The sequence below is a fragment of the Campylobacter sp. CFSAN093259 genome (genome assembly GCF_012889985.1).
GTDB classification, from domain to species: Bacteria; Campylobacterota; Campylobacteria; order Campylobacterales; family Campylobacteraceae; genus Campylobacter_D; species Campylobacter_D jejuni.
In genome coordinates this window covers 425,460-449,982 of sequence record NZ_CP040617.1, presented here as the reverse complement: position 1 = coordinate 449,982, position 24,523 = coordinate 425,460, and the positions used below count along the sequence as shown (strand labels likewise).

General features: G+C 32.0%; 21 protein-coding genes and 5 tRNA genes. 3 read left to right on the top strand and 23 right to left on the bottom strand.

Annotated elements, in window-relative coordinates; all coding sequences use genetic code 11:
* The first annotated feature begins 126 nt into the window (after positions 1 to 126).
* Complete coding sequence (locus FBF20_RS02380) at positions 127 to 888, top strand: IclR family transcriptional regulator (RefSeq protein ID WP_002889650.1); 762 nt, start codon at positions 127 to 129, stop codon at positions 886 to 888.
* A gap of 30 nt (positions 889 to 918) precedes the next feature.
* On the opposite strand, the gene rpoC is transcribed toward FBF20_RS02380, so the two are convergent.
* The 19 genes from rpoC to nssR form a co-directional block, all read right to left on the bottom strand.
* Complete coding sequence (gene rpoC / locus FBF20_RS02375; protein ID WP_002888155.1) at positions 919 to 5,472, bottom strand: DNA-directed RNA polymerase subunit beta'; 4,554 nt, start codon at positions 5,470 to 5,472, stop codon at positions 919 to 921.
* Positions 5,465 to 9,601: a DNA-directed RNA polymerase subunit beta gene (gene rpoB, locus FBF20_RS02370; RefSeq protein WP_002859904.1), complete on the bottom strand. Its 4,137-nt coding sequence runs from the start codon at positions 9,599 to 9,601 to the stop codon at positions 5,465 to 5,467. The genes rpoC and rpoB overlap by 8 nt, the downstream gene beginning before the upstream one ends.
* 108 nt (positions 9,602 to 9,709) lie before the next feature.
* Positions 9,710 to 10,087, bottom strand: a complete 378-nt coding sequence (gene rplL / locus FBF20_RS02365; RefSeq protein WP_002858569.1) for a 50S ribosomal protein L7/L12 — start codon at positions 10,085 to 10,087, stop codon at positions 9,710 to 9,712.
* A gap of 20 nt (positions 10,088 to 10,107) precedes the next feature.
* On the bottom strand, positions 10,108 to 10,587 hold the full coding sequence (rplJ, locus tag FBF20_RS02360; RefSeq protein WP_002858610.1) for a 50S ribosomal protein L10: 480 nt from the start codon (positions 10,585 to 10,587) through the stop codon (positions 10,108 to 10,110).
* 151 nt (positions 10,588 to 10,738) lie between these two features.
* Complete coding sequence (gene rplA / locus FBF20_RS02355; RefSeq protein ID WP_002854928.1) at positions 10,739 to 11,440, bottom strand: 50S ribosomal protein L1; 702 nt, start codon at positions 11,438 to 11,440, stop codon at positions 10,739 to 10,741.
* Positions 11,441 to 11,494: 54 nt separating this feature from the next.
* On the bottom strand, positions 11,495 to 11,920 hold the full coding sequence (gene rplK / locus FBF20_RS02350; protein ID WP_002779452.1) for a 50S ribosomal protein L11: 426 nt from the start codon (positions 11,918 to 11,920) through the stop codon (positions 11,495 to 11,497).
* A gap of 25 nt (positions 11,921 to 11,945) precedes the next feature.
* Positions 11,946 to 12,479, bottom strand: coding sequence for a transcription termination/antitermination protein NusG (nusG, locus tag FBF20_RS02345; protein ID WP_002851098.1), 534 nt, complete (start codon positions 12,477 to 12,479; stop codon positions 11,946 to 11,948).
* A 9-nt stretch (positions 12,480 to 12,488) separates the two neighbouring features.
* On the bottom strand, positions 12,489 to 12,668 hold the full coding sequence (gene secE, locus FBF20_RS02340) for a preprotein translocase subunit SecE (protein ID WP_002854985.1): 180 nt from the start codon (positions 12,666 to 12,668) through the stop codon (positions 12,489 to 12,491).
* 18 nt (positions 12,669 to 12,686) lie between these two features.
* Positions 12,687 to 12,762, bottom strand: a tRNA-Trp gene (locus FBF20_RS02335).
* A 12-nt stretch (positions 12,763 to 12,774) separates the two neighbouring features.
* Positions 12,775 to 12,933: a 50S ribosomal protein L33 gene (gene rpmG / locus FBF20_RS02330; protein WP_002793551.1), complete on the bottom strand. Its 159-nt coding sequence runs from the start codon at positions 12,931 to 12,933 to the stop codon at positions 12,775 to 12,777.
* Between the two features lie 52 nt (positions 12,934 to 12,985).
* The gene (gene tuf / locus FBF20_RS02325; protein WP_002855271.1) at positions 12,986 to 14,185 is read right to left on the bottom strand and encodes an elongation factor Tu; all 1,200 of its coding nucleotides are present in this window, start codon (positions 14,183 to 14,185) and stop codon (positions 12,986 to 12,988) included.
* Between the two features lie 68 nt (positions 14,186 to 14,253).
* Positions 14,254 to 14,328: transfer RNA gene (locus FBF20_RS02320), tRNA-Thr, on the bottom strand.
* A gap of 104 nt (positions 14,329 to 14,432) precedes the next feature.
* Positions 14,433 to 14,509, bottom strand: a tRNA-Gly gene (locus tag FBF20_RS02315).
* Positions 14,510 to 14,515: 6 nt separating this feature from the next.
* Positions 14,516 to 14,601 (bottom strand) — tRNA-Tyr (locus tag FBF20_RS02310).
* A 49-nt stretch (positions 14,602 to 14,650) separates the two neighbouring features.
* Positions 14,651 to 14,726: transfer RNA gene (locus tag FBF20_RS02305), tRNA-Thr, on the bottom strand.
* Positions 14,727 to 14,817: 91 nt separating this feature from the next.
* The gene (locus FBF20_RS02300; RefSeq protein WP_002858600.1) at positions 14,818 to 15,579 is read right to left on the bottom strand and encodes an amino acid ABC transporter ATP-binding protein; all 762 of its coding nucleotides are present in this window, start codon (positions 15,577 to 15,579) and stop codon (positions 14,818 to 14,820) included.
* Between the two features lies 1 nt (position 15,580).
* Positions 15,581 to 16,237, bottom strand: coding sequence for an amino acid ABC transporter permease (locus tag FBF20_RS02295; RefSeq protein ID WP_002864176.1), 657 nt, complete (start codon positions 16,235 to 16,237; stop codon positions 15,581 to 15,583).
* Entirely contained in the window at positions 16,230 to 16,931 is a 702-nt protein-coding gene (locus FBF20_RS02290; protein ID WP_002858512.1) for an amino acid ABC transporter permease, read from the bottom strand. Before FBF20_RS02290 ends, FBF20_RS02295 begins: the two co-directional genes overlap by 8 nt.
* A gap of 15 nt (positions 16,932 to 16,946) precedes the next feature.
* Positions 16,947 to 17,543 carry a nitrosative stress-sensitive transcriptional regulator NssR gene (gene nssR / locus FBF20_RS02285; protein ID WP_002859028.1) on the bottom strand — a complete coding sequence of 199 codons (597 nt, stop codon included), beginning with the start codon at positions 17,541 to 17,543 and terminating at the stop codon, positions 16,947 to 16,949.
* A 94-nt stretch (positions 17,544 to 17,637) separates the two neighbouring features.
* On the opposite strand from nssR, the gene ctb reads away from it, so the two are divergent.
* Entirely contained in the window at positions 17,638 to 18,021 is a 384-nt protein-coding gene (gene ctb / locus FBF20_RS02280) for a truncated hemoglobin Ctb (RefSeq protein WP_002858471.1), read from the top strand.
* Here the strand turns inward: ctb and recG are convergent.
* From recG to FBF20_RS02265, 3 genes are read right to left on the bottom strand one after another with little or no spacing between them, the layout of a single operon-like run.
* A complete protein-coding gene (gene recG / locus FBF20_RS02275; protein WP_002858588.1) occupies positions 18,018 to 19,841 on the bottom strand; it encodes an ATP-dependent DNA helicase RecG in 1,824 nt (607 codons plus the stop codon). The genes ctb and recG overlap by 4 nt on opposite strands.
* Complete coding sequence (locus tag FBF20_RS02270) at positions 19,831 to 21,051, bottom strand: pitrilysin family protein (protein ID WP_002858609.1); 1,221 nt, start codon at positions 21,049 to 21,051, stop codon at positions 19,831 to 19,833. Before FBF20_RS02270 ends, recG begins: the two co-directional genes overlap by 11 nt.
* Positions 21,051 to 22,097, bottom strand: coding sequence for a dehypoxanthine futalosine cyclase (locus FBF20_RS02265; protein ID WP_002851090.1), 1,047 nt, complete (start codon positions 22,095 to 22,097; stop codon positions 21,051 to 21,053). The genes FBF20_RS02270 and FBF20_RS02265 overlap by 1 nt, the downstream gene beginning before the upstream one ends.
* 73 nt (positions 22,098 to 22,170) lie before the next feature.
* Here FBF20_RS02265 and FBF20_RS02260 point away from each other — a divergent pair, with 73 nt between their 5' ends.
* On the top strand, positions 22,171 to 23,358 hold the full coding sequence (locus tag FBF20_RS02260) for an MFS transporter (RefSeq protein ID WP_002858477.1): 1,188 nt from the start codon (positions 22,171 to 22,173) through the stop codon (positions 23,356 to 23,358).
* A 15-nt stretch (positions 23,359 to 23,373) separates the two neighbouring features.
* Here the strand turns inward: FBF20_RS02260 and nusA are convergent, their stop codons facing one another.
* Complete coding sequence (nusA, locus tag FBF20_RS02255) at positions 23,374 to 24,462, bottom strand: transcription termination factor NusA (RefSeq protein ID WP_002858478.1); 1,089 nt, start codon at positions 24,460 to 24,462, stop codon at positions 23,374 to 23,376.
* Between the last annotated feature and the right edge of the window lie 61 nt (positions 24,463 to 24,523).

The window sequence follows — 24,523 nt, the reverse complement described above, 5'->3', positions numbered from 1 at the left end:
CTTATTAACTGCCAATTTTTACAAAAAAAATATTAAAATTAATAAATAATAAAAATTATGATTTTATGTTACTAAAAGTAAAAAATATGCTAAAATTTATAAAAATAAAACAAGGATAAAGACAATATGCATCAGCCCACTCTTAGAGTGTTAAATATTCTAGAATTACTTGCAAAAGAAAAGCTTACCTTAAGTGCTATAGCTAAAAAATTAAACATTCCTGCTGGAACTCTTTGGCCTATTTTACAAACTCTTCAAGAAAAAAAATATATCAAATGTGATTTAAAAAATAAAAGTTATTATTTGGATTTTAAGATTATAGAATTAGGATGTAATATAAAAAATGAAAATAATATTTTTGAAATAATCAAAAAGCATATGAAAAATATAAGAAATTTAACCAATCAAACTTGTCAAATGGGAATTTTAAAAGATGGAAATGTGCTTTATTTAGAAAAAATTGATGCCAATAATACAGTACAATTAAAATCTTTTATAGGCACTTCGTATCCTGCTTATGCAACATCTTTAGGCAAAGCCTTACTATCAAATAAAAATAAAAAGGAATTAGAAAAACTTTATCCTAAAAATTTTGATAAAATTACAGAAAACACCTTAAATAATATAAATGAACTCTATCAACAAATCAAGCAAATTAAAAAAGAAAAAATTGCCATAGAAATTGGAGAAATGAATCCTCAAATTGAATGTATGGCTATAGGCATAGAACATAAAAATAAAATAATTGCTGCCATTAGTATATCTTATCTAATTTATTACTCTAATAAAGCTTTTAGAGAAAAAAATAAAAAAATACTTCTAGAAGAAAAAAATAAAATAGAAAAAGTTTTAAAAATTTATTTTAATGATTTAGATACACTGTATTAATATAGCCCCGAAGGGCTATAAAATAGAGTTTTATTCTTGTTCTTTAAGTTTTAAATTTTGTTCGCCATAAAGCCCTGTTCCAACAGGAATCATTCTACCTAGAATAACATTTTCTTTTAAATCTTCTAAGTAGTCAAATTTACCTGCTATACTTGCTTCAGTTAAAACTTTGGTAGTTTCTTGGAATGAAGCCGCAGAAATCACACTATCACTTCCAATCGCTGCTCTTGTTACACCTAAAAGCACAGGTTCGGCAATAGCTGGTTCTCCACCCATTCTAATGATTCTTTCATTTTCTTCACGGAATTTACGTCTTGAAACCAAATCACCTTCAATAAATTTCGTATGTCCACTATCTACAACTTTTACTTGTCTTAGCATTTGAGAAACGATAACTTCTATATGTTTATCAGAAATCACAACACCTTGTCCGCGATAAACTTGCTGAATTTCAGAAATCAAATAATAATGCAAGGCTTTTTCACCTAAAATTTTAAGCACATCATGACTCGAAACAACTCCATCTGTAAGTTTTTCACCTGCATGAATAAACTCTCCATCTCTTACTTGAATATGTTTTGATTTATCAATTAAATACTCAGCACTTGTTCCATCTTCTGCTTGGATAATAATTCTTTCTTTAGAACGCAAAGGCTTATCAAAACGAACAACACCATCAATTTCTGCAATCACAGCCGCATTTTTTGGTTTTCTTGCTTCAAAAAGTTCAGAAACTCTTGGAAGACCTCCTGTAATATCCTTTGATTTAGCTGCTGCTTTTGGAGTTTTTGCTAAAATATCTGCTTGAGCAATTTTATCGCCATCATGAACAAAAATAACGGTTTTTGGTTCAAGGTGATAACGCACAGCTTTATCACCTTTTCCTGCAATTACCAAAGTTGGTCTAACTCCGCTAGGTAAATACTCATTAATTACTAAAGAACGCTTACCTGTAGCTTCATCAATTTGCTCATCAGCACTATAACCTGCTTCAATATCCTCAAAGCTTACAACACCATCAATTTCTGCAATGATAGTATTATTATAAGCATCCCATTCTGCAATCACTTTTCTTTCTTTTTTAGGAGCACTTGCAATGATAGTATTTGCGTCATCGATTTTTTCACTATCGTTAAATTCTATCTTAGATTCTCTTGGGATATAGTGTCTTTTTGCTTCTCTATCATTTTCATCAGCAATCACTACAAAGAATCCTTTTTCTTTAACAATATCACCTTTTTTAACATTTTTTACTCTATCTAAACCATCGCCTTTAAGGATGTAAAATTTGAGTGTTCCTTTTTCGCCTGCTTTGATATTTTGAACTACAGGCTCGCCATCTTCTACTAAAATTTCACTCGCAAAAGGAATACGATTTGGTACATTCCAACCCTCTTTAATCACTTCTATGATACTTTCATTTTCTTCTACTTGCATGCCGCTTTGATATGGCAAATAAAGTTTTCCATCTATACTGCCACTTACACCTGCTAATTCATTTGGTTTAGCAAGATCGTATTTTCTTAATATATATTTTACTTCTTGTTTTTTATCTTTAATAGAAACAATCACATCTTCATGAATATTTTCTATATTAATCACACCTTTAAATGGAGTTTTGATTTTTGGCTCCACAAGTAAAACCGCCGCATTTCTACGATTTGCTACGATATTTTTACCTTCTTTGTTTTTATAAGTTTTAAGATTATAAAATCTTATAAAACCTTCTTTTTGTGCGCTTACTTGTCTATCTTGTAAATCCGTACTTGCAGTTCCCCCGCTATGGAAAGTTCTTAGAGTTAGCTGCGTTCCTGGTTCACCGATAGATTGAGCGGAAATAATTCCCACTGCTTCGCCTGGTTTTACTAATTTACCTTCACCAAGATTGATACCATAACATTTTGCACAAATTCCTTTTTTAGCTTTGCAGGTAATAGGAGTGCGGATATTGACACTTTTTATACCGCTTTCGCCAAGAATTTTTGCTTTTTCCTCATCCATTAAAGTACCTTCCGCAAAAAGCACAGAATTTGTAATAGGATCAATCACATCCTCAGCTAAAACCCTGCCTAAAATTCTTTCTTCTAAAGTTTCTATAATAGAACTATCTGCGGTAATTTCATTGATTTCAACACCCTCATGTGTTCCACAATCTTCAATGGTAATTTTTACATTTTGTGCAACATCGATGAGTTTTCTTGTCAAATAACCCGCATTTGCTGTTTTAAGAGCGGTATCTGCAAGACCTTTTCTAGCACCGTGAGTTGAAATAAAGTATTCAAGAACATTTAGCCCTTCACGGAAATTTGAAATAATAGGCGTTTCGATAATAGAACCATCAGGTTTGGTCATAAGTCCTCTCATCGCAGCAAGCTGAGAAATTTGAGCTGCACTACCCCTAGCACCAGAATCTGCCATCATATAAATAGAGTTAAAACCTTCTTTATCTTTTTCTACAAGCTTCATCATTTCTTTTGAAAGAACATTGTTTGTACTTTTCCAAATATCAATGATTTTATTGTATCTTTCCCCTGAAGTAATCAAACCGAGATTATAAGAATTTTGAATTTCTCTTACTTGTTTTTTTGCTTCATCGATAGCTTTTTGTTTATCATTAGGAACAATAATATCTGCAATCGAAATTGAAATACCTGCTTTAGTTGCATATTCAAAACCTAAATTTTTAAGTCTATCTAAGAAACTTGCTGTAATCTCTAAACCACCTTGTTTATAAACATAATCTACAAGCGCAGCAATGTCTTTTTTCTTTAAGACTTTATTCCAACTATTTTCAGGCACAAAATCAGGCAAGATGGATTTAACAATCAATCTTCCTGCTGTAGTGGTAATCTTTCTACCATCTACCATAGTTTGTATGCTCGCATGAATATCCAAACACTTGCTTTCAAGCGCCATCATCACTTCATCAATGCCTGTACAAATTTTATGCGAACCTTTAGCACCTGCTTTTTCCAACGAAAGATAATAAATTCCTAAAACCATATCTTGCGATGGAACGGTTACAGACTTACCGCTTGCTGGTAAAAGAATATTCATTGATGAAAGCATAAGCACTTTACATTCTGCAATAGCCTCTTGAGAAAGCGGTACATGCACTGCCATTTGATCCCCATCAAAGTCTGCGTTAAATGCTGCACAAACCAAAGGATGAAGTTGTATAGCCTTACCTTCCACTAAAACAGGATGAAAAGCTTGGATAGAAAGCTTATGCAAAGTAGGTGCACGGTTTAGCATAACAGGATGTCCCTTTACTACCTCTTCTAAACATTCCCAAACTTCATTGGTTTTATTTTCTATCATTTTTTTAGCTTGTTTTACTGTGGTTGCATAACCTTTTTCTTCAAGCTTAGCTAAAAGATGTGGCTTAAAAAGCTCTAAAGCCATTTTTTTAGGTAAACCGCATTGATCCATTCTAAGTTTTGGACCTACAACAATAACGCTACGACCTGAGAAATCCACCCTTTTACCTAGTAGATTTTGTCTAAAACGTCCTTGTTTCCCTTTGATGATTTCACTTAAAGATTTCAATGGGCGTTTATTTGCTCCTTTTACAGCATTAGCACGACGACCGTTGTCAAAAAGTGCATCAACAGCCTCTTGAAGCATTCTTTTTTCATTTCTGATAATGATTTCAGGTGCATCAAGTTCCATAAGTTTTTTAAGACGTGTATTTCTATTGATAACACGACGATATAAGTCATTCACATCAGAAACTGCAAATTTCCCACCATCTAAAGCCACTAAAGGACGCAAATCTGGCGGTAAAACTGGAAGATTTGTAATCATCATCCATTCAGGACGATTTGGTACAGCTTCGTCGCTATCGGTATTGGCGTTTAAATTTGAATTTAAGAAATTTTCTACAACTTTTAAGCGTTTAATGATAGTTTTTTTCTTAGCCTCTGAATTTGTAGCCCCCATTTCTTCTTTAAGCTGATTTAAAAGCGCTACAAGATCTAAATTTGCAAGTAAATCACGAACAACTTCTCCACCCATTCTTGCTTTAAAGCCGCTATTTTCATAGCGTTGCATTAAATTTTGATATTGCTCTTCGTTCAAAACATCGCAATATTCCACTTTTTTAGTACTTTCATTATCATAGAAAGCATCACCTGGGTTTTCAACAATATAAGCTTCATAATAAAGCACGCGCTCAAGATCTTTCATCTTAACACCCAAAAGCGTTCCTATACGACTTGGAAGAGAATTAACATACCAAATATGAGCCACAGGAGTTACAAGCTCGATATGCCCCATTCTAGAACGACGCACTTTTGAATTTGCTACTTCAACACCACATTTTTCACACTTAACGCCTTTAAAACGCATTTTTTTGTATTTACCACAAAGACACTCATAATCTCTTATAGGTCCAAAAATCTTTGCACAAAAAAGCCCATCTCTTTCAGGCTTTAAGGTTCTATAATTAATAGTTTCTGGTTTTTTTACTTCTCCATAAGACCATGATTTGATTTTTTCAGGACTTGCAAGTCTTAGTTGAAATGCTTCAAAATCTCTAGGTCTTGCATCTTCTTTAATTTCTATTACTTTAAATTTACTCATTATCTTCATCCTTATCAAAAATCTCAACATCTAAAGCAAGAGATTTAAGCTCATTGGTTAATACAAAAAATGTTTCAGGAATTCCTGTTGCTGGAACATTTTCACCTTTTGTCAATGCTTTATAGGCACTAAATCTACCTTCTACATCATCTGATTTTATGGTTAACATTTCTCTTAAAGTGTGAGCTGCTCCATAAGCTTCAAGTGCCCAAACTTCCATTTCTCCAAATCTTTGTCCCCCAAAGAGTGCTTTACCACCCACAGGTTGTTGGGTAACCAAGCTATAAGGTCCTGTACTTCTTGCATGAACTTTTTCATCAACCAAGTGATGGAGTTTTAGCATATACATACATCCTACATGAACACGCTCTGCAATTTTTTCCCCTGTTCGTCCATCGTAAAGTTCTGTTTTGCCATCCATATCTATCTTAGCCATTTTAAAAAGCTTGCTAAATTCTTCTATATTTACACCTTCAAAAACAGGAGTAGAAAATTTAACTCCTTTACTCCAGTCTCTAGCATAGTTTAAAAGCTCTTCATCGCTTAAGCTTTTAATAAATTCTTTTTCGTTTGCAAGTCTTGGAATAGAACAAATTTCAAGCATTTTCGCTCTTAACTCTTTAAGAAAATCTTTTTGCTTTCTATCAAAAATTTCTTGAATTTGATCCCCAAGTCTAAGTCCAACTAAACCTAAATGACTTTCTAAAATTTGACCTATATTCATACGACTTGGAACGCCAAGTGGATTAAGCGCAATATCCACACTCTTACCATTTGGCAAATAAGGCATATCTACTTCAGGAACTATAGTTGAAACTATACCTTTATTTCCATGACGTCCTGCCATTTTATCACCGACTTTAAGCTTTCTTTTTGTAGCAATATAAACTTTAACAAGCTTAATTACCCCACTTGGTAAAATATCATCTTTTTCTAAAATTTCAAGCTTTTCATCGTGTTCTGCTTTTAATTTTTTCTTCTCATTTTGGAAATGATTTTTTAAATCATCGTATTCTTTTTGAATCTCTTTAGAATAAGCTTTAATCAAAGTTGTTAAAGTAAAACGATTGATTTTTTCAAGTTCGCTAATATCTGCAGTTTGTCCTTTTTTATAATTTTTATCTCCAATTTTTTGATCGCTATTTAAAGGGGCTTTGGAAAGAAGAGCACAAACACGAAGCATTTCTTCTCTATCCATCATCAAAAGTCTATCATGATGCTCTTTTTCTAAAGCCATTTTTTCTTTATCATAAGATTTTATTGCGCGATCATCTTTTTCATAGCCTTTTTTAGTGAAAATTTTAACATCCACAACAACACCCTCTAAAGAAGCGGTTGCATAAAGGGATTTATTCACAACATGTCCTGCTTTTTCTCCAAAAATCGCTCTTAAAAGTCTTTCTTCAGGAGTTGGTTTAACCTCACCTTTTGGAGAAACCTTACCCACCAAAATCATACCTGGTTTAATATGGGTACCAATTTTTGCAATACCGCTCTCATCAAGATGTGCAACATCTTCTTCTTTTACATTTGGAATATCTTTGGTAATTTCTTCTATACCGTCTTTTAGTTCTCTTGCTTCAATTTCTTTTTCATAAATGTGCACGCTTGTAAAAGTATCTTCACGAATAATTCTCTCACTTACAACTATAGCATCCTCATAGTTATAACCATTCCAAGGCATAAAAGCGATTAAAGCATTTTTACCTATAGCAAGTTCGCCTTGATCCATAGAAGGACCATCTGCGATAATTTGTCCTGCTTTTACGATATCACCTTTTTTAACAATAGGGTGTTGAATATAATTTGTATTTTGATTGGTTCTTAAATTTTTCTCCATAGTGTAATGGTCAATAAATGGACCTTTATCATCTTCACCTAAAATGAAAATGCTTTTATTATCCACTTTCTCAACCACACCGCCACGCTTTGCTTTAACAGCTTCCCAAGCATCACGCGCAATAATTTGTTCCATACCTGTTCCTACTATCGGAGCTGAAGCAGTAAGAAGTGGCACAGCTTGACGTTGCATGTTTGAACCCATTAGCGCTCTGTTTGCATCATCGTGCTCTAAAAACGGAATCAAAGAAGCTGCAACTCCAACAACCATACCTGAGCAAAGATCGATTAATTGCACTTCTTCGCGTCTTGCAAGTATAGTTTCACCATCTTGCCTAGCCTCAACAAATTCTTCTACTATATTGCCTTTAGCATCAACCTTAGTTGAAGCTGGTGCGATAAACAAGCCTTCTTCTTGTGTCGCTGTAAGATAAACAACTTCATTAGTCACTTTACCATTTACAACTTTTCTATATGGCGCTTCAACAAAGCCAAGTTCATTTACTTTTGCATAAGTAGAAAGAGTGTTAATCAAACCAATATTTTGACCTTCAGGTGTTTCAACTGGACAAATTCTACCATAATGTGTCGCGTGAACATCACGCACTTCAAAACCTGCTCTTTCTTTTACAAGTCCACCTTCACCAAGCGCTGACAAACGACGCTTATGAGTAACCTCGCTTAAAGGGTTGGTTTGATCCATAAATTGCGAAAGCTGACCTCCTGTAAAAAATTCAATGATAGTTGTAGTAATCATTTTAGGATTGATTAAATCATAAGGCATTACTTTATCAAGATCCGCATTTAAAGAAGTAAATTTATCTCTGATCGCCTTTTGCATTTTTGCAAGACCTAAATGAAGTTCATTGGCTAAAAGTTCACCTATAGAACGGATACGACGATTTCCTAAATGATCTCTATCATCAATATGTCCTTTACCATTTTTTACTTTAATTAAATATTTTGCAGTTTTAATAATATCTTCATTAGTCAAAACAGTAACATACTCAGGTACTTCAAGACCTAATTTATGGTTCATTTTCATACGACCTACCTTGGTAAGATCGTATCTTTCAGGATTGAAGAATAAATCATTTACAAAAGCCTTCGCTGCATCTTTTACCACAGGTTCACCTGGGCGCATAACTTTGTAAATTCTAATCGCAGCTAAATCATTTTCATCATCGATATTTTCACTTTGTTTAAGAAGTTTTAGAGTTTCTCCATCTTGGGCAAAGGAGTTAATAATCGCTGCATCAACGCCATTAGCCAAGTCATTTGCTATATCAAAACTTTTTTGCTCTTTAATCTTAGCAAGCTTACTCTCATCTAACAAAGTTAAAGAATCAAATAAAACCTCTCCACTTTCTTTATCAATAATAGGATTTGCTAAATAACGATTAAGTAAAATTTCTACAGGATATTCTATCCATTTTAAACCGTCTTTAATAAGCTGTTCTGCTTTTTTCTTTGTAAGTCTTTTTCCAGCTTGATGAACGATTTTTCCTTTTTCATCTTTAATATCATATTCTATTCTATCCATAAAATCATTTGGATTAAATTCTGTTAAAAATTTATCTTTTTTCACATGTATAGTCTGAATAGGATAAAACAACTTAATAATATCTTGTTTTTTATACCCTAAAGCTCTAAAAAGCATAGTTACAGGAACTTTTCTACGCTTATTGATTCTTACATACAAAACATCTTTGGCATCGTATTCAAAATAAAGCCACGAACCACGATCAGGAATAATTTGTGCTGTATAAACAAGCTTATTTGCAACCGTTGAACTTTCTTCTTCTTTAAAAATAACACCAGGGCTTCTATGTAATTGATTTACAACCACTCTCTCAACCCCGTTAATGATAAAAGATACACGATCTGTCATTAAAGGAATTTCGCGGATATAAATTTCTTGTTCTTTAATATCTTTTACGCCAACTTTTTCCCCTGTTTTTTCATCTTTTTCATGCAGAGTAAGACGGATTTTCATTTTTAAATTTACAGAATAAGTCAAACCTCTTTCCATGCATTCGCGAATGGTATATTTTGGCTTGCCTATTTCACTACTAACATATTCAAGACTCAATCTATTTTGCGGATCATGAATAGGAAAAATTGATTTAAAAACTTTTTCTATACCACTTTCACCATTATCAAGATTTAAAAAATAATCAAAACTCTTTTTTTGTAATTGTAGAAGATTTGGGATTTCTATTTGTTTTGAAATGTTTGAGAAGTCTACTCTTAAACGATTTCCTAATTTATTATCTAACATATCGCACATACCTCATGGTAAATTTTGTAAATTTAAAAAAGAAGACCTAAAAATTAGGTAAAAATAAAAAAAGAAGACTTGCCTTGGCAAATCTTCTTCTAACTTTAAAGCTTAAAATTACTTAAGTTCTACTTTAGCACCAGCTTCTTCAAGTTGTTTTTTAGCTTCCTCAGCTTCAGCTTTAGCCACACCCTCTTTTAGAGTTGAAGGAGTTTGCTCAACTGCATCTTTTGCTTCTTTAAGACCAAGGCCTGTAAGAGCACGAACGATTTTAATAACTTCAATCTTTTTAGCACCGCCATCAGTTAAAACGATATCAAATTCAGTTTTTTCTTCAGCAGCAGCTACAGCACCACCAGCTACAGCACCACCAGCTACCATTACAGGAGCAGCAGACACACCAAATTTTTCTTCAAATTCCTTTACAAGTTCTGATAACTCAAGAACACTTAAATTTGAAATATATTCTAATACATCTTCTTTAGAGATTGCCATTTTTTATCCTTTTATTTAATTTATTCAGATTCTTTTTTATTTTTAAGCGCATTTAAACCTATTGTGAAATTGGTAATTGGCGCATTCCAAACTTGCAAAAGCATAGCAAGCAACTCATTGCGTGAAGGCATTTTAGCAAGAGCTTTAACCTTAGCAACATCTGCAACTTCGCCTTCAATATGAGCTGTTTTGATTTCAAATTTATCGTTATTTTCTTCAAATTTAGCAGCTACTTTTGAAACACTTAGCTGATCTTCGCCCCAAAGATAAATATTTGTATCTTTAAGAACTAGACCTGTTTTACCGGAATTGTTAAGAGCAATGTTAGCCAAAGTATTTTTAACAATTTGAACTTTTACATTGTTTTCTCTTGCATTATTTCTAAGCTCTTCTAGTTTTTTTGTGCTAAGACCTCTGTAATTACAAACTACAATAGCTTCACTAGCTTTAAAACCTTCTTCAAGTTTAGCAATAATCTCAACTTTTTCGCTTCTAGTCACATTTTCTCCTTTCCGATTGAGATTTCAAGTAGAGTGGAAATCCAATTAAGCTTACGCCTCGACTATCTTCAATCTAAAATAAACATTTCAAAAAATCAAAAATTTTTTCAAATGTTTATTTTAAAACAAAAGAGTTGCAAAAAAGCAACTCTTATTTCATATCAAGCAATTCTTGTGTTTCAAGCTTTACAGAAGGGCTCATTGTCAAAGATAAAGCCGCATTTTTAATATATCTACCTTTAGCTGCAGCAGGTTTATGTTTGTTAATTGCCTTTACAAAAGTGCTAACATTATCCCATAATTGTTCTTTGGAAAAACTTACTTTACCAAGACCTGCATGGATATTTCCTTGCTTATCAACACGGAAATTTACCTGACCACTTTTTGCATTATTAACTGCTTGAGCAACATCCATAGTCACTGTTCCAGTTTTAGGATTTGGCATTAAACCTTTTGGCCCTAAAATTCTACCAACTTTACCAACAAGTCCCATTAAATTTGGAGTAGCAATCAAAACATCAAAATTCATATTACCTTTTTGAATTTCTTCTACTAAATCATCGCTACCCACAATATCTGCACCAGCATTTTTCGCTTCATCAGCTTTTGCGTCTTTTGCAATTACAGCAACACGAACTTTTTTACCCGTTCCAGCAGGTAAAACAACAGATCCTCTTACCATTTGATCTGCATGTCTTGGATCAACATTAAGTTTTAAAGCAATTTCTACAGTCTCATCAAATTTAGCAGACTTTAAAGTCTTTATTGTATCAATTGCATCGCTTAAAGCATACTCTTTATTTGAATCAATTTTTTGTGATAATTCTTTTAATCTTTTTGCTATCTTAGCCATTTATTTTCTCCGCATTTTAAAGTGCTACCGCCTTTTACCTTGGCGGTGAAAGGATTAATCTACGATTTCAACACCCATAGAACGAGCTGAACCTGCAATAATTTTAGCAGCTTGATCTCTATCTTTAGTATTTAAATCTGCAATTTTCTTATCTACTATTTCTAAAACTTGAGCACGAGTTAACTTACCCACCTTATTTTTAAGTGGATTATCCGTACCTTTAGAAATTCCAGCTGCTTTTTTGATCAAATCCGTAGCTGGCGGTTGTTTTGTAATAAAAGTAAAACTTTTATCTGCATAAACAGTGATAACAACAGGGATATTAAAACCTGCCATATCTTTTGTTCTTTCATTAAAAGCCTTACAAAACTCCATAATATTAACACCTTGCTGACCCAAAGCAGGACCAACAGGTGGTGATGGGTTTGCTTTTGTGGCAGCAATTTGCAATTTAATTTCGCCTACGACTTTTTTAGCCATAACAAATCTCCTTACTTGATATAAATTAAATTATTTTCTCAACTTGAGAATATAAGATCTCCACTGGAGTTGAACGTCCAAAAATAGAAACATTTAATTTTAATAAACCACGAACCATATCATACTCTTCTACAATTGCAGTAAAGTTTGCAAATGGCCCTTCTGTGATTCTCACATTTTCCCCTTCTTCAAAAGAAATCTTTGGTTTAGGCGCTGCACGATTGTGAACTTTTTCCAAAATCAAATTAATATCTTTTTCTGTTAAAGGGGTTGGCTTTTTGGATTCTCCAATAAAACGACCAACCTTTGGAAGAGATTGAATGCGATGCCAAAGCTCTGTATTTAAATCAAGAAGTGCAAAAACGTATCCTGAATACAAACTTCTTTCGCTAATCTTCTCCTTTCCATTCTTAAATTCAATAACATCTTCAGTTGGAACAACAATTTCTTTAAGTTGTTCTTCAATTCCGTTATCTTTTACTAAATTTTCAATGGCTCTTTTAACTGCCATTTCACTGCCAGCATAAGTTTGAATTGCATACCATTTATGAGTACTCATTTACTCTCCTTATACGATCGCAGAAACAATAGAGGACATAAGCCAATCCACTAACGCCAAAAACAAAGAAATCACCGCAACAACCACAAAAACTGTAATATAGGCATTTCTTACCTGTTCTTTTAAAGGAAAAATTACTTTCCTTAATTCGGCTTTTGATAATTTAAAATAAGTTATTAATTTTTCCATTTATTTAAACCTTAATTATGGCAGGGCAAGAGGGATTCGAACCCCCAACCATCGGATTTGGAATCCGGCGCTCTACCGTTGGAGCTATTGCCCTAAGGGCGCAAGCTTAACTTTTTAGCTTAACTTCTTTGTGAAGTGTATGTTTTTTTAATCTTGGGCAATATTTTTTTAATTCTAATTTTTCAGTAGTATTTTTACTATTTTTATAGGTGCTATAATTAATATCACCACATTCTTCACACTTTAAACCAACTTTAATTCTCATTTCAATTTTCCTTAAAAAATTAAAGCCAAGCTTTTAACTTGGCTTTATTAAATTATTTAATAATTTTAGAAACAACACCTGAACCAACAGTTTTACCACCTTCACGAATAGCAAAACGAGTTCCTTCTTCAAGTGCTACTGGAGCGATCAAGCTTACAGTAATTCTCACATTTTCACCTGGCATAACCATTTCAACACCATCAGCTAATTTAATCGAACCTGTAACATCAGTTGTTCTTACATAAAACTGTGGTCTATAGTTGTTAAAGAATGGAGTATGTCTACCACCTTCATCTTTATTTAAGATATAAACTTCAGCTTCGAAGTCAGTGTGTGGAGTAATTGATTTTGGTTTAGCAAGAACCATACCACGGATAACTTCTTCTTTTTTAGTACCACGAAGAAGAACACCTACGTTATCTCCTGCTTCGCCTTGATCCATTTCTTTTCTGAACATTTCAACACCTGTTACAGTTGTTGTTTGAGTATCTTTAATACCAACGATTTCGATAGTATCACCTACTTTTACAACACCTTTTTCAATTCTACCTGTAACAACAGTACCACGACCTGAAATTGAGAAAACATCTTCAATTGGCATCAAGAAGTCTTTTTCAGTATCACGAGTTGGAGTTGGAATATAGCTATCAACTGCAGCCATAAGATCCATAATTTTTGCTGACCATTCACCATCTTGTCCAGCTTTAGCTTCTTCAAGAGCTTTTAAAGCAGAACCAGAAATAATAGGTGTATCATCGCCTGGGAAATCATAAGAGCTTAATAATTCTCTAATTTCCATTTCAACTAACTCTAAAAGTTCAGCATCATCAACCATATCTGCTTTATTCATAAAAACAACAATATATGGAACGCCTACTTGACGAGAAAGAAGAATGTGCTCTCTAGTTTGTGGCATAGGGCCATCTGCAGCAGAAACAACCAAGATCGCTCCATCCATTTGTGCAGCACCTGTAATCATGTTTTTAACATAATCTGCGTGACCTGGGCAGTCAACGTGTGCATAGTGACGATTGTCTGTTTCATATTCAATATGAGAAGTAGCAATAGTAATACCACGCTCTTTTTCTTCTGGAGCATTATCGATATTATCATAATCTTTAAGCTCTGCTAAACCTCTTCTAGAAAGAACAGCAGAAATAGCAGCTGTTAAAGTAGTTTTACCATGGTCAACATGACCAATAGTACCAATATTTACGTGTGGCTTATTACGTGAAAATTTTTCTTTAGCCATTTTTTTCCTCCGTATAAAAAATAAATTGAGCAAAGCAAGTCTTATATCTATATAATTTTTTCAATTCATGGAGCTCATAGCGGGAATTGAACCCGCGACCTCTCCCTTACCAAGGGAGTGCTCTACCTCTGAGCCATACGAGCGCTCAGAAAAATTATACACAATAACAGACAACAAAAACTCTTAAATGGGATATATACTGTAAGTTAAAGGTTTTAAAATACAGCTCCCAGTTCTTTTAAATTATTGGAGCGGGAAACGGGACTCGAACCCGCGACCCTCAGCTTGGAAGGCTGATGCTCTAGCCAACTGAGCTACTCCCGCAAAGCATGGTGGTGAGTCGTGGATTCGAACCACGGAAGGCGAAAGCCAGCAGATTTACAGTCTGCCCTCGTTGGCCACTTGAGTAACTCACCATAAAAATATTGCTTTTTCAATATTCTGGTCAAACACTGCTAAAATAAATGGAGCTGGTTAAGGGACTTGAACCCCCGACCTGCTGCTTACAAGGCAGCTGCTCTACCAACTGAGCTAAACCAGCAAAAATAAAAGTAAGATTATAACTCAAAAAAAAAATTTTGTCAAGACTTTTTTAGTTTTTCTATAAAATTTTAGTCTTGTAAATTTTATTATCATAAACCAATATTATTTTTATCTATATTATGATAATCAAATAAATTTAAAAATTTCTTTGCTCTTTCGCTTTTTGGATTTTTAAAAAAACTTTTAGGATCATTTTCTTCGATGATTTTTCCTTCATCCATAAAAATAATTTTATCTGCTACAGCTTTAGCAAAACCCATTTCATGAGTAACAATAAGCATAGTCATACCCTCTTTTGCAAGATTTAACATCACTTCTAAAACTTCTCTGACAATCTCAGGATCCAGCGCTGCTGTAACCTCATCAAAAAGCATTAACTCAGGATTCATGCATAAACTTCTTACTATGGCAATTCTTTGCTTTTGTCCTCCGCTAAGTTCTCTTGGATAAGCATGAATTTTATGCAAAAGCCCCACCTTTTCAAGCCAAATTTTAGCCTCTTTTAAAACCTCATCTTTCTTTCTTTTTTGCACTTTCATAGGCCCTAGAAGTATATTTTCTTCAACACTTAAATGCTCAAAAAGCTCATAAGATTGAAAAACCATACCAACTTTTTGACGCATTCTTGGCCATTCTTTAAAATCTTTATCTATTTTCTCATTATCAATATAAATATTACCACTTGCAATCTCTTCAAGCCCATTAATACAACGCAAAAGCGTAGATTTTCCACATCCGCTAGGACCTAAAATCACCACAACTTCTTTAGCCTTAACTTCTAAATTAATATCTTTTAAAGCATGATGCGAACCATAATACTTTTGTAAATTTTCTATTTTTAGTATACTCATTTTAGCTCCATTTTTTCTCTAATTTTCTTGAATATAAAGTGATAGGATAACAAAGTATAAAAAAGATAAAAAAAATCAAACCATAAATAATAAAAGGTGCAAAATCATTTCTATTATGAAATTCTATAATTTGTTGCCCTACTTTTACAAGCTCTACCGCGCCGATTAAATAAGCAAAGGTTGTACTTTTAATCATACGAGTAAGTAAATTCATGCTCATAGGAGTTAAACGACGCATAGCTTGTGGAATAATAACATAAGCAAAACTTTGCACCGTATTTAAACCTAAAGATGATGCACTTTCATACTGATGTTTTGGAATACTCTGCAAGGAAACACGCACCAAATCCATCATCTCAAAACAACCCCAAATGCTAAAAACAATAATAGCTGCACTTACAGAACTCAAATCCCACCCAAACCATCTAGGAAAACCAAAATACACCACAAAAAGCCATACTAAAAGTGGCATAACACGCACAAATTCTAAACCCAAACGACAAAAAGCATAGATATAGGTATTTTTAAAACTCATTAAAATTCCTAAAAATAACCCACCTATCGAAGTAATAATAATGCTGATAAATGAAATTTCAAGAGTGACAAAAAGCCCTTGCCAGAGTCTTAAAAGCGTATCGGTATTTAAAAGTTCAAGCATGAAGCAACCTTTTTTCAAACTTTAGCAAAATAAAAGACAAAGGCAAAATAATGCATAAATATCCCATAAACAACAAAAACAATAGCTCATCTGTCTTATAGGTTAAGGAATTTAAACTCTTCATTAAATTCACCAAATCTGGCAAGGCAATAATACTAACGACTGAAGTTTCTTTGATTAAAAATATAATATTAGCACTAATACTTGGCATAGAAATAGCCAAAGCTTGCGGCAAAATCACATAACGCAAATTTCCAAATTTTGAAAAACCCAAAGAAAGTCCCGCTTCAAACTGCTGTTTTCTTATGGCTTCAAATCCCGCTCTTAAACTTTCAGCCATATAAGAACCTCCTAAAAAACTAAGTCCTACTATAGCACAAGCAAAAGAAGGCCTTAAAGTTTCTTCTACGCTTAAGCAAATCAAATCAAGCGGTGGAATTTGCTCTAAATGTATATTAAATTTAGGTAAAGCATAATATAAGAAAAAAAGTTGAATTAATAAAGGCGTATTTCTTGAAAACTCTATATAAAGCTTGCAAATATTTTCTAAAATTTTTATTTTAAAATAACTCATTAAAATACAAAACAAACCTATTATCAAAGAAAAAATAATTCCAAAAAAGCTTAGTTTTATCGTAAGCCAAGCAGCCGTTAAAAAAGCAGGAGCTTGAGCTAATATAAAATCAAAATCCATTCTCTACCTTAAATTTTACCAAAGTTCTTTCATGATCATATCTTTATTTAAAATTTCAATTCTACCTTTTTTTGTATCAATAAGTTCTGAAATTTTAAGTTCTTTTAACACTCGAGATAAAGATTGCGCTCTAACATTTAAATCAATTGCAATTTGTTTTTGTGAAATTGTATCTAAATTTTTTTCATTTTCCAAAAGATACTTTAATAATCTCGTCCTTAAATCTAATGCATTTTGAGATAATTTCTTTTCTAAAATTTTAATTTTATCAAAAAGTGAACTGATAAGTAAAAAATTGAATTCTTTATTTTCACTGCATAAATTTTGAAAATTAATAAAATCAATTTCCAAAATTTCTCCATCCTCTTCAAAAACAGCATTAGCAGGATAATTTAATTTTTTAAAAGCAGGCATTTCTGCTATAAAATTTGGAGGATTAAAATAATGCAAAGTAATTTCTTTATCACTTGCTGTACTTTTATAAATGCGTATTTTTCCCTTGAGTAAAATAAAAAATTTTTTAGCCTCTTCGCCTTCATAAAATAAAATACTATTTTTTTGAAATTTTTTTAATTTTCCTACACTAGATAAAAGTTCTAAATAATCTTTCATTATATAATATTTCCATTCTTAACTTATGTTAAATTTAATTTATCTTATTTTTGCTATATTAACGCCATAAAATTAACATTTAAGAAAGGCTTATATGAAATTTGAAACAATTAATCAAGAAAGCATAGCAAAACTCATGGAAATATTTTATGAAAAAGTTAGAAAAGATAAGGATTTAGGTCCTATTTTTAACAATGCTATTGGAACAAGCGATGAAGAATGGAAAGAACATAAAGCAAAAATAGGAAATTTTTGGGCAGGCATGCTTTTAGGCGAAGGTGATTATAATGGGCAACCCTTAAAAAAGCACTTAGATCTACCTCCTTTTCCTCAAGAGTTTTTTGAAATTTGGCTAAAACTTTTTGAAGAAAGTTTAAATATAGTTTATAATGAAGAAATGAAAAATGTCATTTTACAGCGTGCACAAATGATAGCTTCACATTTTCAAAATATGCTTTACAAGTACGGCGGACATTAATTTGGCAATTTTTTTGCCAAATCTTTTTTTACCTTTTCTAAAATCTCCTCATCCTTGGAAAAATCAAAAAATTTAAACTCATTTCCATGTTGCATAAAACCATCGAGCAAATCTCCACTCAAACGATTTTTAAGATCAAGCTCTGCTATTTTAAACCCATCTAAAGTGCTAGCAAATTCTTTTAAACGACTCGGAATTTCTTTAAGCTTAGTATAAAGATAGCAAGCACTTTTAAGCCCTACACGACCTACACGGCCACGAAGTTGATGTAAAGTAGCAAGTCCTAAACGTTCCGCTCCTACAATCACTATCATACTCAATCTTGGCAAAGAAATACCTACTTCCACCACTGTAGTGCTTAGTAAAATATTTCCCTCGTCTCTAAAACGCTCTAAAATTTCATCTTTTTGTTTATCTTTTCCATGAGTTACAAAAACTTTTTCATAATGACTCTGCCAATATTCTTTGGCCTGCTCTAAAGAAAGATAAGGAATCTTATCACTAGCACTCAATAAGGGATAAATAATGATAATTTGATGATTTTTAGCGATTTCTTCTTTGATCTTCTCGCTAAGCTTAGAAAAACCTTCATTTTGTATGCAATAAGTTGTAATATCTTTTTTAAAAGGCATTTGTTTAATAAAGCTAAAATTTAAAAGTTCAGATTGTATCATGCTTAAAGTTCTTGGAATAGGCGTAGCTGAAAACTGTATAAAATGAGGGGCAAATTCTTGTTTATTTAAAGAATGAATTTTCTCACGCTGAGCTGATCCAAAACGATGTTGTTCGTCTATCATTACAAGTACGGCATTATGGCTTTCTAAATGAATTAGAGCATGAGTGCCTATAACAAGATTTGCTTTTTGGATATTTTGTTCTAAATCTTTTTCTTTTTTACCCCCTTTAATAAACAAAATATTCATAAAATCAGGTAAAAATTTCTTAGCCTCTTCATAAAGCTGATACGCTAAAATACTAGTAGGTGCCATTAAAATAGCTTGCTTAGGATAAACCATCAAAGCCGCACCAAGTAAAACCAAGGTTTTACCACACCCCACATCACCCATAATCACACGCCTTTTGGCTTCTTTTGAGTGTAAATCTTTTTCTATGTCTTTTAAGGCATTAAGCTGATCTTTAGTAAGAGAAAAAGGCAAATCTTTAAGCCAATTGGCTATATTAAAAACATTGATTTGATGAGCTTTAAAATGCGTTTTTTTAGCTTTTAAACGCTTTAAAAAATTATATATTTCTATATATTTTAAATCTTTGCTAAAATTTTGCAAATTTTCAAACATAAAAAAACTTTTTTCATCATAAGCATGCAAATTTAAAAGAAAATGTATATATTTATCCTCTATGCCACTTTCTTTTAAATTTTCATAATTAAGATATTTATGTATAAAAGCAGCAATTTTTGTATCTTTTAAACCTAAAATTTGATACTTTGGACTAAAACCCTCAAAAGAAGTTAAAATTTTAGGATTGTTAAATTGCCAAGTGTGATTAAAATGCGAGAGTTTAGCATTAAAAATAAGCTCTTTTCCTACCTTACAAATACCAAAATGCCAAGCTCTAGGATGAAAAAACACAAAAGAAATATTTTCTTGCCATTCCTCACAAAAACCTAAACCAAAAAGTTGATTTTTTCTTGAACTAACGCTTTTTATAGTGATTTTTTGGGTACAAATTTCATTTTCTTTAGGATTTTTACTTGGATTTAAATTTTCAATTTTTTTAGGTAAAAGAAGCGCTAAATCAATAGCACTTCTAATTTTTAATTTTTTAAAAAATTCAAAATCACTTTCTTTAATTTTCATTTTGTATGCTTGCAAAACTTATATTTAAAAGCTCTTGATGTTTTTTAATATAAGCATTTATGGTTTCAAGTTTAACCTTTTCCATAAGTTTTAACTCTTCTTTATAATATCCCAAATTTAAACCTTGATAAAATTCGTTAAAAGACATAGATAAACGCTTGCTTAAGCTTTCATAACGCAAAGGAGTTGATCCTATGAGAAAATTTTTAGCTTGATCAAGTTCATTTTGAGTCATGCCATTTTTTATAAAATCTTCAAAAAGCTCTTTTACGATTTTTTTAGCTTCTTTAGCGCTTTCATTTTTAGTTTGTAAATATCCAAAAACTCTAGAAAAAGACATATTCATATCAAGCATAGCATAAGCTGAGTATGCAAGACCTCTTTTAACACGAATTTCTTCCATAATCCTTGAACCAAATCCTCCTTGCCCTAGCACAAATAAGGCAATTTTTGCAAGATATAAATCCTTATCTTTAAAATCAGCAAAAAAAGGCGTAGCAAAATAAATATAAGCTTGTTCACTTTCTGGGCGTACCAAAATTTCATCTTTGATGTTTTTGCCTAACTCATATTTTTTTGGAGTATTTTTTTTGCCTATTTGAAGTTTTGATAAGAGTTTTAAAAGATCTTCCTTGGCTTGTTTTTCTTCTAAATCTCCTCCTAAAATCACAACCAAATCACTAAGATGGATAAAATTTTTATAAAAATTTTGCAAATCTTTTAAAGACAAAGTTTCTATACTTTTTTCATCTCCATCATTTGGACTTTGAAATTCTTTACATTTAAAAATTTGAGCATTGAGTAAATTTTTTGCTAAATAATCAAAATCACTATTTTTACTCGCGAGCTCACCTAAGGCATTGATTTTTAATTTTTGCAAAGTTTTTTCTTCTATTCTTGGTTTTAAAAGCAATTTTTCTAAACTCTTTAAAGCAAAATCAAAATTTTCTTTCAAGCAAGAAAGATTGATTTCCAAACTTTCAAAACCACTACTTGCCTCTAAATTTATCGCTCTAAATTCTAAATCCTTAAAAAATTTATCATCCACGCCTTCATTTAAAATACGTGAAAACATCTTAGCTAAGCCTGCTATTTCATCATAACTTCTAGCACAATTTCTAAAAACAAGCTTTAAAACAACAATAGGAAAATCAGAATTTTTTTCAAAAATAAAAGGGATTTTAATACCCCTACTCTCTAAATACTGCATTAAAACCTTTCTAAAATTTCATAAGCGGTATTGCGTTTAGCTGGATTTTCGCCTAAACTTCTAATCAGCCTTATCATCTCATCTTGATTCATTCTATAACTTGCTCCTGCAGCACTTACTACATTTTCTTCCATCATAGTTGAGCCTAAATCATTGGCCCCAAATTTTAAAGCAAGCTGGCCTATAAGTGAGCCTTGAGTTACCCAAGAACTTTGTAAATTTTTAAAATTATCTAAATAAAGTCTTACTAAAGCTAAAAGTCTTAAATATTTGTTAGAACTTTGTTTCATAATCTCTGGATGTTTTTGGATTAAAGCAGTATTATCACTTTGAAAGCTCCATAAAATAAAAGCTCTAAATCCCCCTGTTTCATCTTGTAATTTTCTCAAATGCTCAAAATGATCGATGATTTCTTCATCATTTTCAACCGTTCCAAACATCATAGTAGCTGTACTTTTCATACCAATTTTATGAGCTTGGCGATGTACTTCTAACCAAGTAGCTGTATCACATTTATTTGGTGCGATAATATCACGCACCCTATCGCTTAGCACCTCAGCACCTGCTCCTGGTATAGAAAATAAACCTTTAGCTTGCAATCTTTTTAACACTTCAGTGATTGAAATTTTAGATGCTTTTGCAATATAAGCGATCTCAACTGCTGAAAAACCATGCACAGTGATATTTGGATAATGTTCTTTTATCCAAGAAACTAATTCTTCATACCATTCTATTTTTAATTTTGGATGCACCCCGCCTTGAAAAAGAATTTGTGTTCCCCCGATAGCTTCAAGCTCTTCTATCTTTTTGCCTATCTCTTCAAAGCTTAAAATATAAGCATCATCTTCTTTATGATGGCGATAAAAAGCGCAAAAAGAACAATCAATACAACAAACATTGGTATAATTAATATTTCTATCCACAACAAAAGTGGTGATTTTTTCAGGATGAAGTTCTAATTTTCTTTTATAAGCCATTTCTCCAAGTTCTGTTAAACTTGCATGGTGTAATAAATCTAAAGCTTCTTTTTTATCCAGTCTTTTCAAAATTTTTCCTTGTTTTTTACATAATTAAAATAATTATAGCATTTAAAATATAAATTATGCTATAGTTTCGCTTATGAATTACATTGAACTATTAAAAAATAATAAAAATATCAGAATATTAGCTTCGGTTCAGTTTATAGTATATTTTGGAGCATGGTTTTCTCAAACGGGAGTTTTTACCCTTTTAGTCGAACTTAATGCTCCTACTTGGGCAACAGCTACAAGTGCTATGCTTGCTTTTTTACCTGGAGTTTTACTTGCTCCTATTAATGGCGTCATAGTAGAGAAAAATAAACCTAAAAAACTTTTACTCAGTATGATTAGCATAGAATTAATTTCTATTTTTTGTCTTATTTTTGTCACAAGTCTTAGTATGCTTTGGCTTTTATTTATTTTAATTTTCATAAGACTTTGTGTTGCTTCGATTTATTTTCAAGCTGAAATGAGTTTATTGGCCAAAATTTTAACTCCTCAAGAACTTAAACTCGCTAATGAAATGCACAGTGTCATTTGGGCGATTTCTTATACAGCAGGTATGGCAAGTGCGGGAATTTTTATTTATTTTCTAGGAGTTAAAACCGCTTTTCTATTTGACTGTATACTTATACTCATAGGCATTTCTTTTTTAGTAAGATTAAGCATTCCTGATTTTCATCAAAAAACACAAAGTCGCTTTTTTACCATGATAAAAGAAGGATTTTTCTATGTTTTAAACAATAAGATAATTTTTCATCTTATCTTGCTTCACGCTTTTATAGGTTTAACTGCTTATGAAACCTTGGTTACGCTTTTAGCGCAACATCAATATAAAGAAGTTTTATCTGCTGCTTTAGTAATAGGGTTTTTAAATGCAGTACGTGCTTGTTCTTTAGCTATAGGACCTATGGTTTTAAGCAAATTTATTAATGATAAAAATTTATTTTACATGTATCTTGGTCAAGGCTTGGGTATTATACTTTGGGCTTTAACTCAATTTAATTTTTATATTTCTTTTTTAGGTTTAATCGGTGCAGGTTTTTTTACCTCAGCGCTTTGGGCTTACACCTACACTATGATACAAAAAAATGCCGACAAAGAATATCATGGTAGAGTGATCGCTTATACAGATATGATTTATCTTAGTTTTAGCGCTATTATTTCAATGCTTATGGGCTTTTTATTTGAAATAGGCTTGAGTTTAGAACTAATTACAGGCTTATTGGGTATGATTTTTATCTTTGCGGCATTTTATTGGAAGTGGTTTTATAAAAAATATTTGTGAAAATTCACAAATATTTTAAATTTTAAACAAATCTTGAAGATTTTTCATTGCTTCTTCATTGCTGATGGCATTATTTAGCTGCGATGAGCTTAATTCATTGAGCTCTATTTCATAACCACTTAACATAGAAGCAAGGCGAATATTAATACCATTTTTTCCTATAGCTTTGCTTTTTTGTTCGCTATTTAAACTTACAATAGCTTTTTTATCTTCAATTTTTACAGAATTTACAATAGCAGGAGCCAAGGCACGAGAAATTAAAATTTCACTCTCATTTGTAAATTCTATACAATCAATATTTTCATTATGAAGCTCTTTGCTTACCGCATTAATTCTTACACCTTTAACACCTACTGTAGCTCCTACAGGATCGATATTTGTTCCATTGGCCTGAAGAATGATTTTTGCTCTTTCACCTGGAATTCTAGCACATCCTATAATATTGACATAACCATCTTTGATTTCTGGAACCTCAGCTTCAAGTAAACATTCTAAAAATTTAGGACTTGTACGACTAAGCTCGATTTTAATACCCTTATCTGTATAAACACGGCGTATCACAGCTTTTACCACATCACCTATTTTAAACTTTTCCCCTTTAATGCGATTTTTTCTCGGTAAAAAAGCTCTTAATTCATCTATTTCAATAAAAGTATTTTCTTCATTATCCACTCTAACAACTGTACCAAAAACCATTTGCCCTACTTTGTTTTTATACTTTTCAAAAATAGTTTGTTCTAATAATTTTTGTATATGATATTCAAGTTCTTTATGCAAGGTATTTACCGCAGTTCTTCCTAAATTTTCCAAAGAACATTCATAGGTTAATTCATCTCCTATTTCAACATCTGGAGCTTCTGATTTTGCCTTACTTAACGCGATAAAACTCTCACTTTTATTTTGCAATCTCTCGTCATTATCTGCTACTATGGTAATTTTTTGATAAAGATTTAAATTTTTAGGATCCACAAAAAACTCATATTCTTGTCCATAAATTCTTTTTGCAGTATTGATTAAAGCGGTAGCTACCTTTTCTCTTACATTCTCTAAGTTTAAATTTTTTTCATTAGCAATAGATTCGATAATATCTGCTATCTTTTCCATATTTTATAAAACCTTTTTTGTGGGAAATTTAAATAATGTAGATAAAAATTATATCCTTAAT

Bases quoted from the DNA above. Each gene is read 5' to 3' on its own strand.
- FBF20_RS02380 (WP_002889650.1), top strand. From the start codon at position 127: ATGCATCAGCCCACTCTTAGAGTGTTAAATATTCTAGAATTACTTGCA.
- rpoC (WP_002888155.1), bottom strand. From the start codon at position 5,472: ATGAGTAAATTTAAAGTAATAGAAATTAAAGAAGATGCAAGACCTAGA.
- rpoB (WP_002859904.1), bottom strand. From the start codon at position 9,601: ATGTGCGATATGTTAGATAATAAATTAGGAAATCGTTTAAGAGTAGAC.
- rplL (WP_002858569.1), bottom strand. From the start codon at position 10,087: ATGGCAATCTCTAAAGAAGATGTATTAGAATATATTTCAAATTTAAGT.
- rplA (WP_002854928.1), bottom strand. From the start codon at position 11,440: ATGGCTAAGATAGCAAAAAGATTAAAAGAATTATCACAAAAAATTGAT.
- rplK (WP_002779452.1), bottom strand. From the start codon at position 11,920: ATGGCTAAAAAAGTCGTAGGCGAAATTAAATTGCAAATTGCTGCCACA.
- nusG (WP_002851098.1), bottom strand. From the start codon at position 12,479: ATGAGTACTCATAAATGGTATGCAATTCAAACTTATGCTGGCAGTGAA.
- secE (WP_002854985.1), bottom strand. From the start codon at position 12,668: ATGGAAAAATTAATAACTTATTTTAAATTATCAAAAGCCGAATTAAGG.
- rpmG (WP_002793551.1), bottom strand. From the start codon at position 12,933: ATGAGAATTAAAGTTGGTTTAAAGTGTGAAGAATGTGGTGATATTAAT.
- tuf (WP_002855271.1), bottom strand. From the start codon at position 14,185: ATGGCTAAAGAAAAATTTTCACGTAATAAGCCACACGTAAATATTGGT.
- FBF20_RS02300 (WP_002858600.1), bottom strand. From the start codon at position 15,579: ATGAGTATACTAAAAATAGAAAATTTACAAAAGTATTATGGTTCGCAT.
- FBF20_RS02295 (WP_002864176.1), bottom strand. From the start codon at position 16,237: ATGCTTGAACTTTTAAATACCGATACGCTTTTAAGACTCTGGCAAGGG.
- FBF20_RS02290 (WP_002858512.1), bottom strand. From the start codon at position 16,931: ATGGATTTTGATTTTATATTAGCTCAAGCTCCTGCTTTTTTAACGGCT.
- nssR (WP_002859028.1), bottom strand. From the start codon at position 17,543: ATGAAAGATTATTTAGAACTTTTATCTAGTGTAGGAAAATTAAAAAAA.
- ctb (WP_002858471.1), top strand. From the start codon at position 17,638: ATGAAATTTGAAACAATTAATCAAGAAAGCATAGCAAAACTCATGGAA.
- recG (WP_002858588.1), bottom strand. From the start codon at position 19,841: ATGAAAATTAAAGAAAGTGATTTTGAATTTTTTAAAAAATTAAAAATT.
- FBF20_RS02270 (WP_002858609.1), bottom strand. From the start codon at position 21,051: ATGCAGTATTTAGAGAGTAGGGGTATTAAAATCCCTTTTATTTTTGAA.
- FBF20_RS02260 (WP_002858477.1), top strand. From the start codon at position 22,171: ATGAATTACATTGAACTATTAAAAAATAATAAAAATATCAGAATATTA.
- nusA (WP_002858478.1), bottom strand. From the start codon at position 24,462: ATGGAAAAGATAGCAGATATTATCGAATCTATTGCTAATGAAAAAAAT.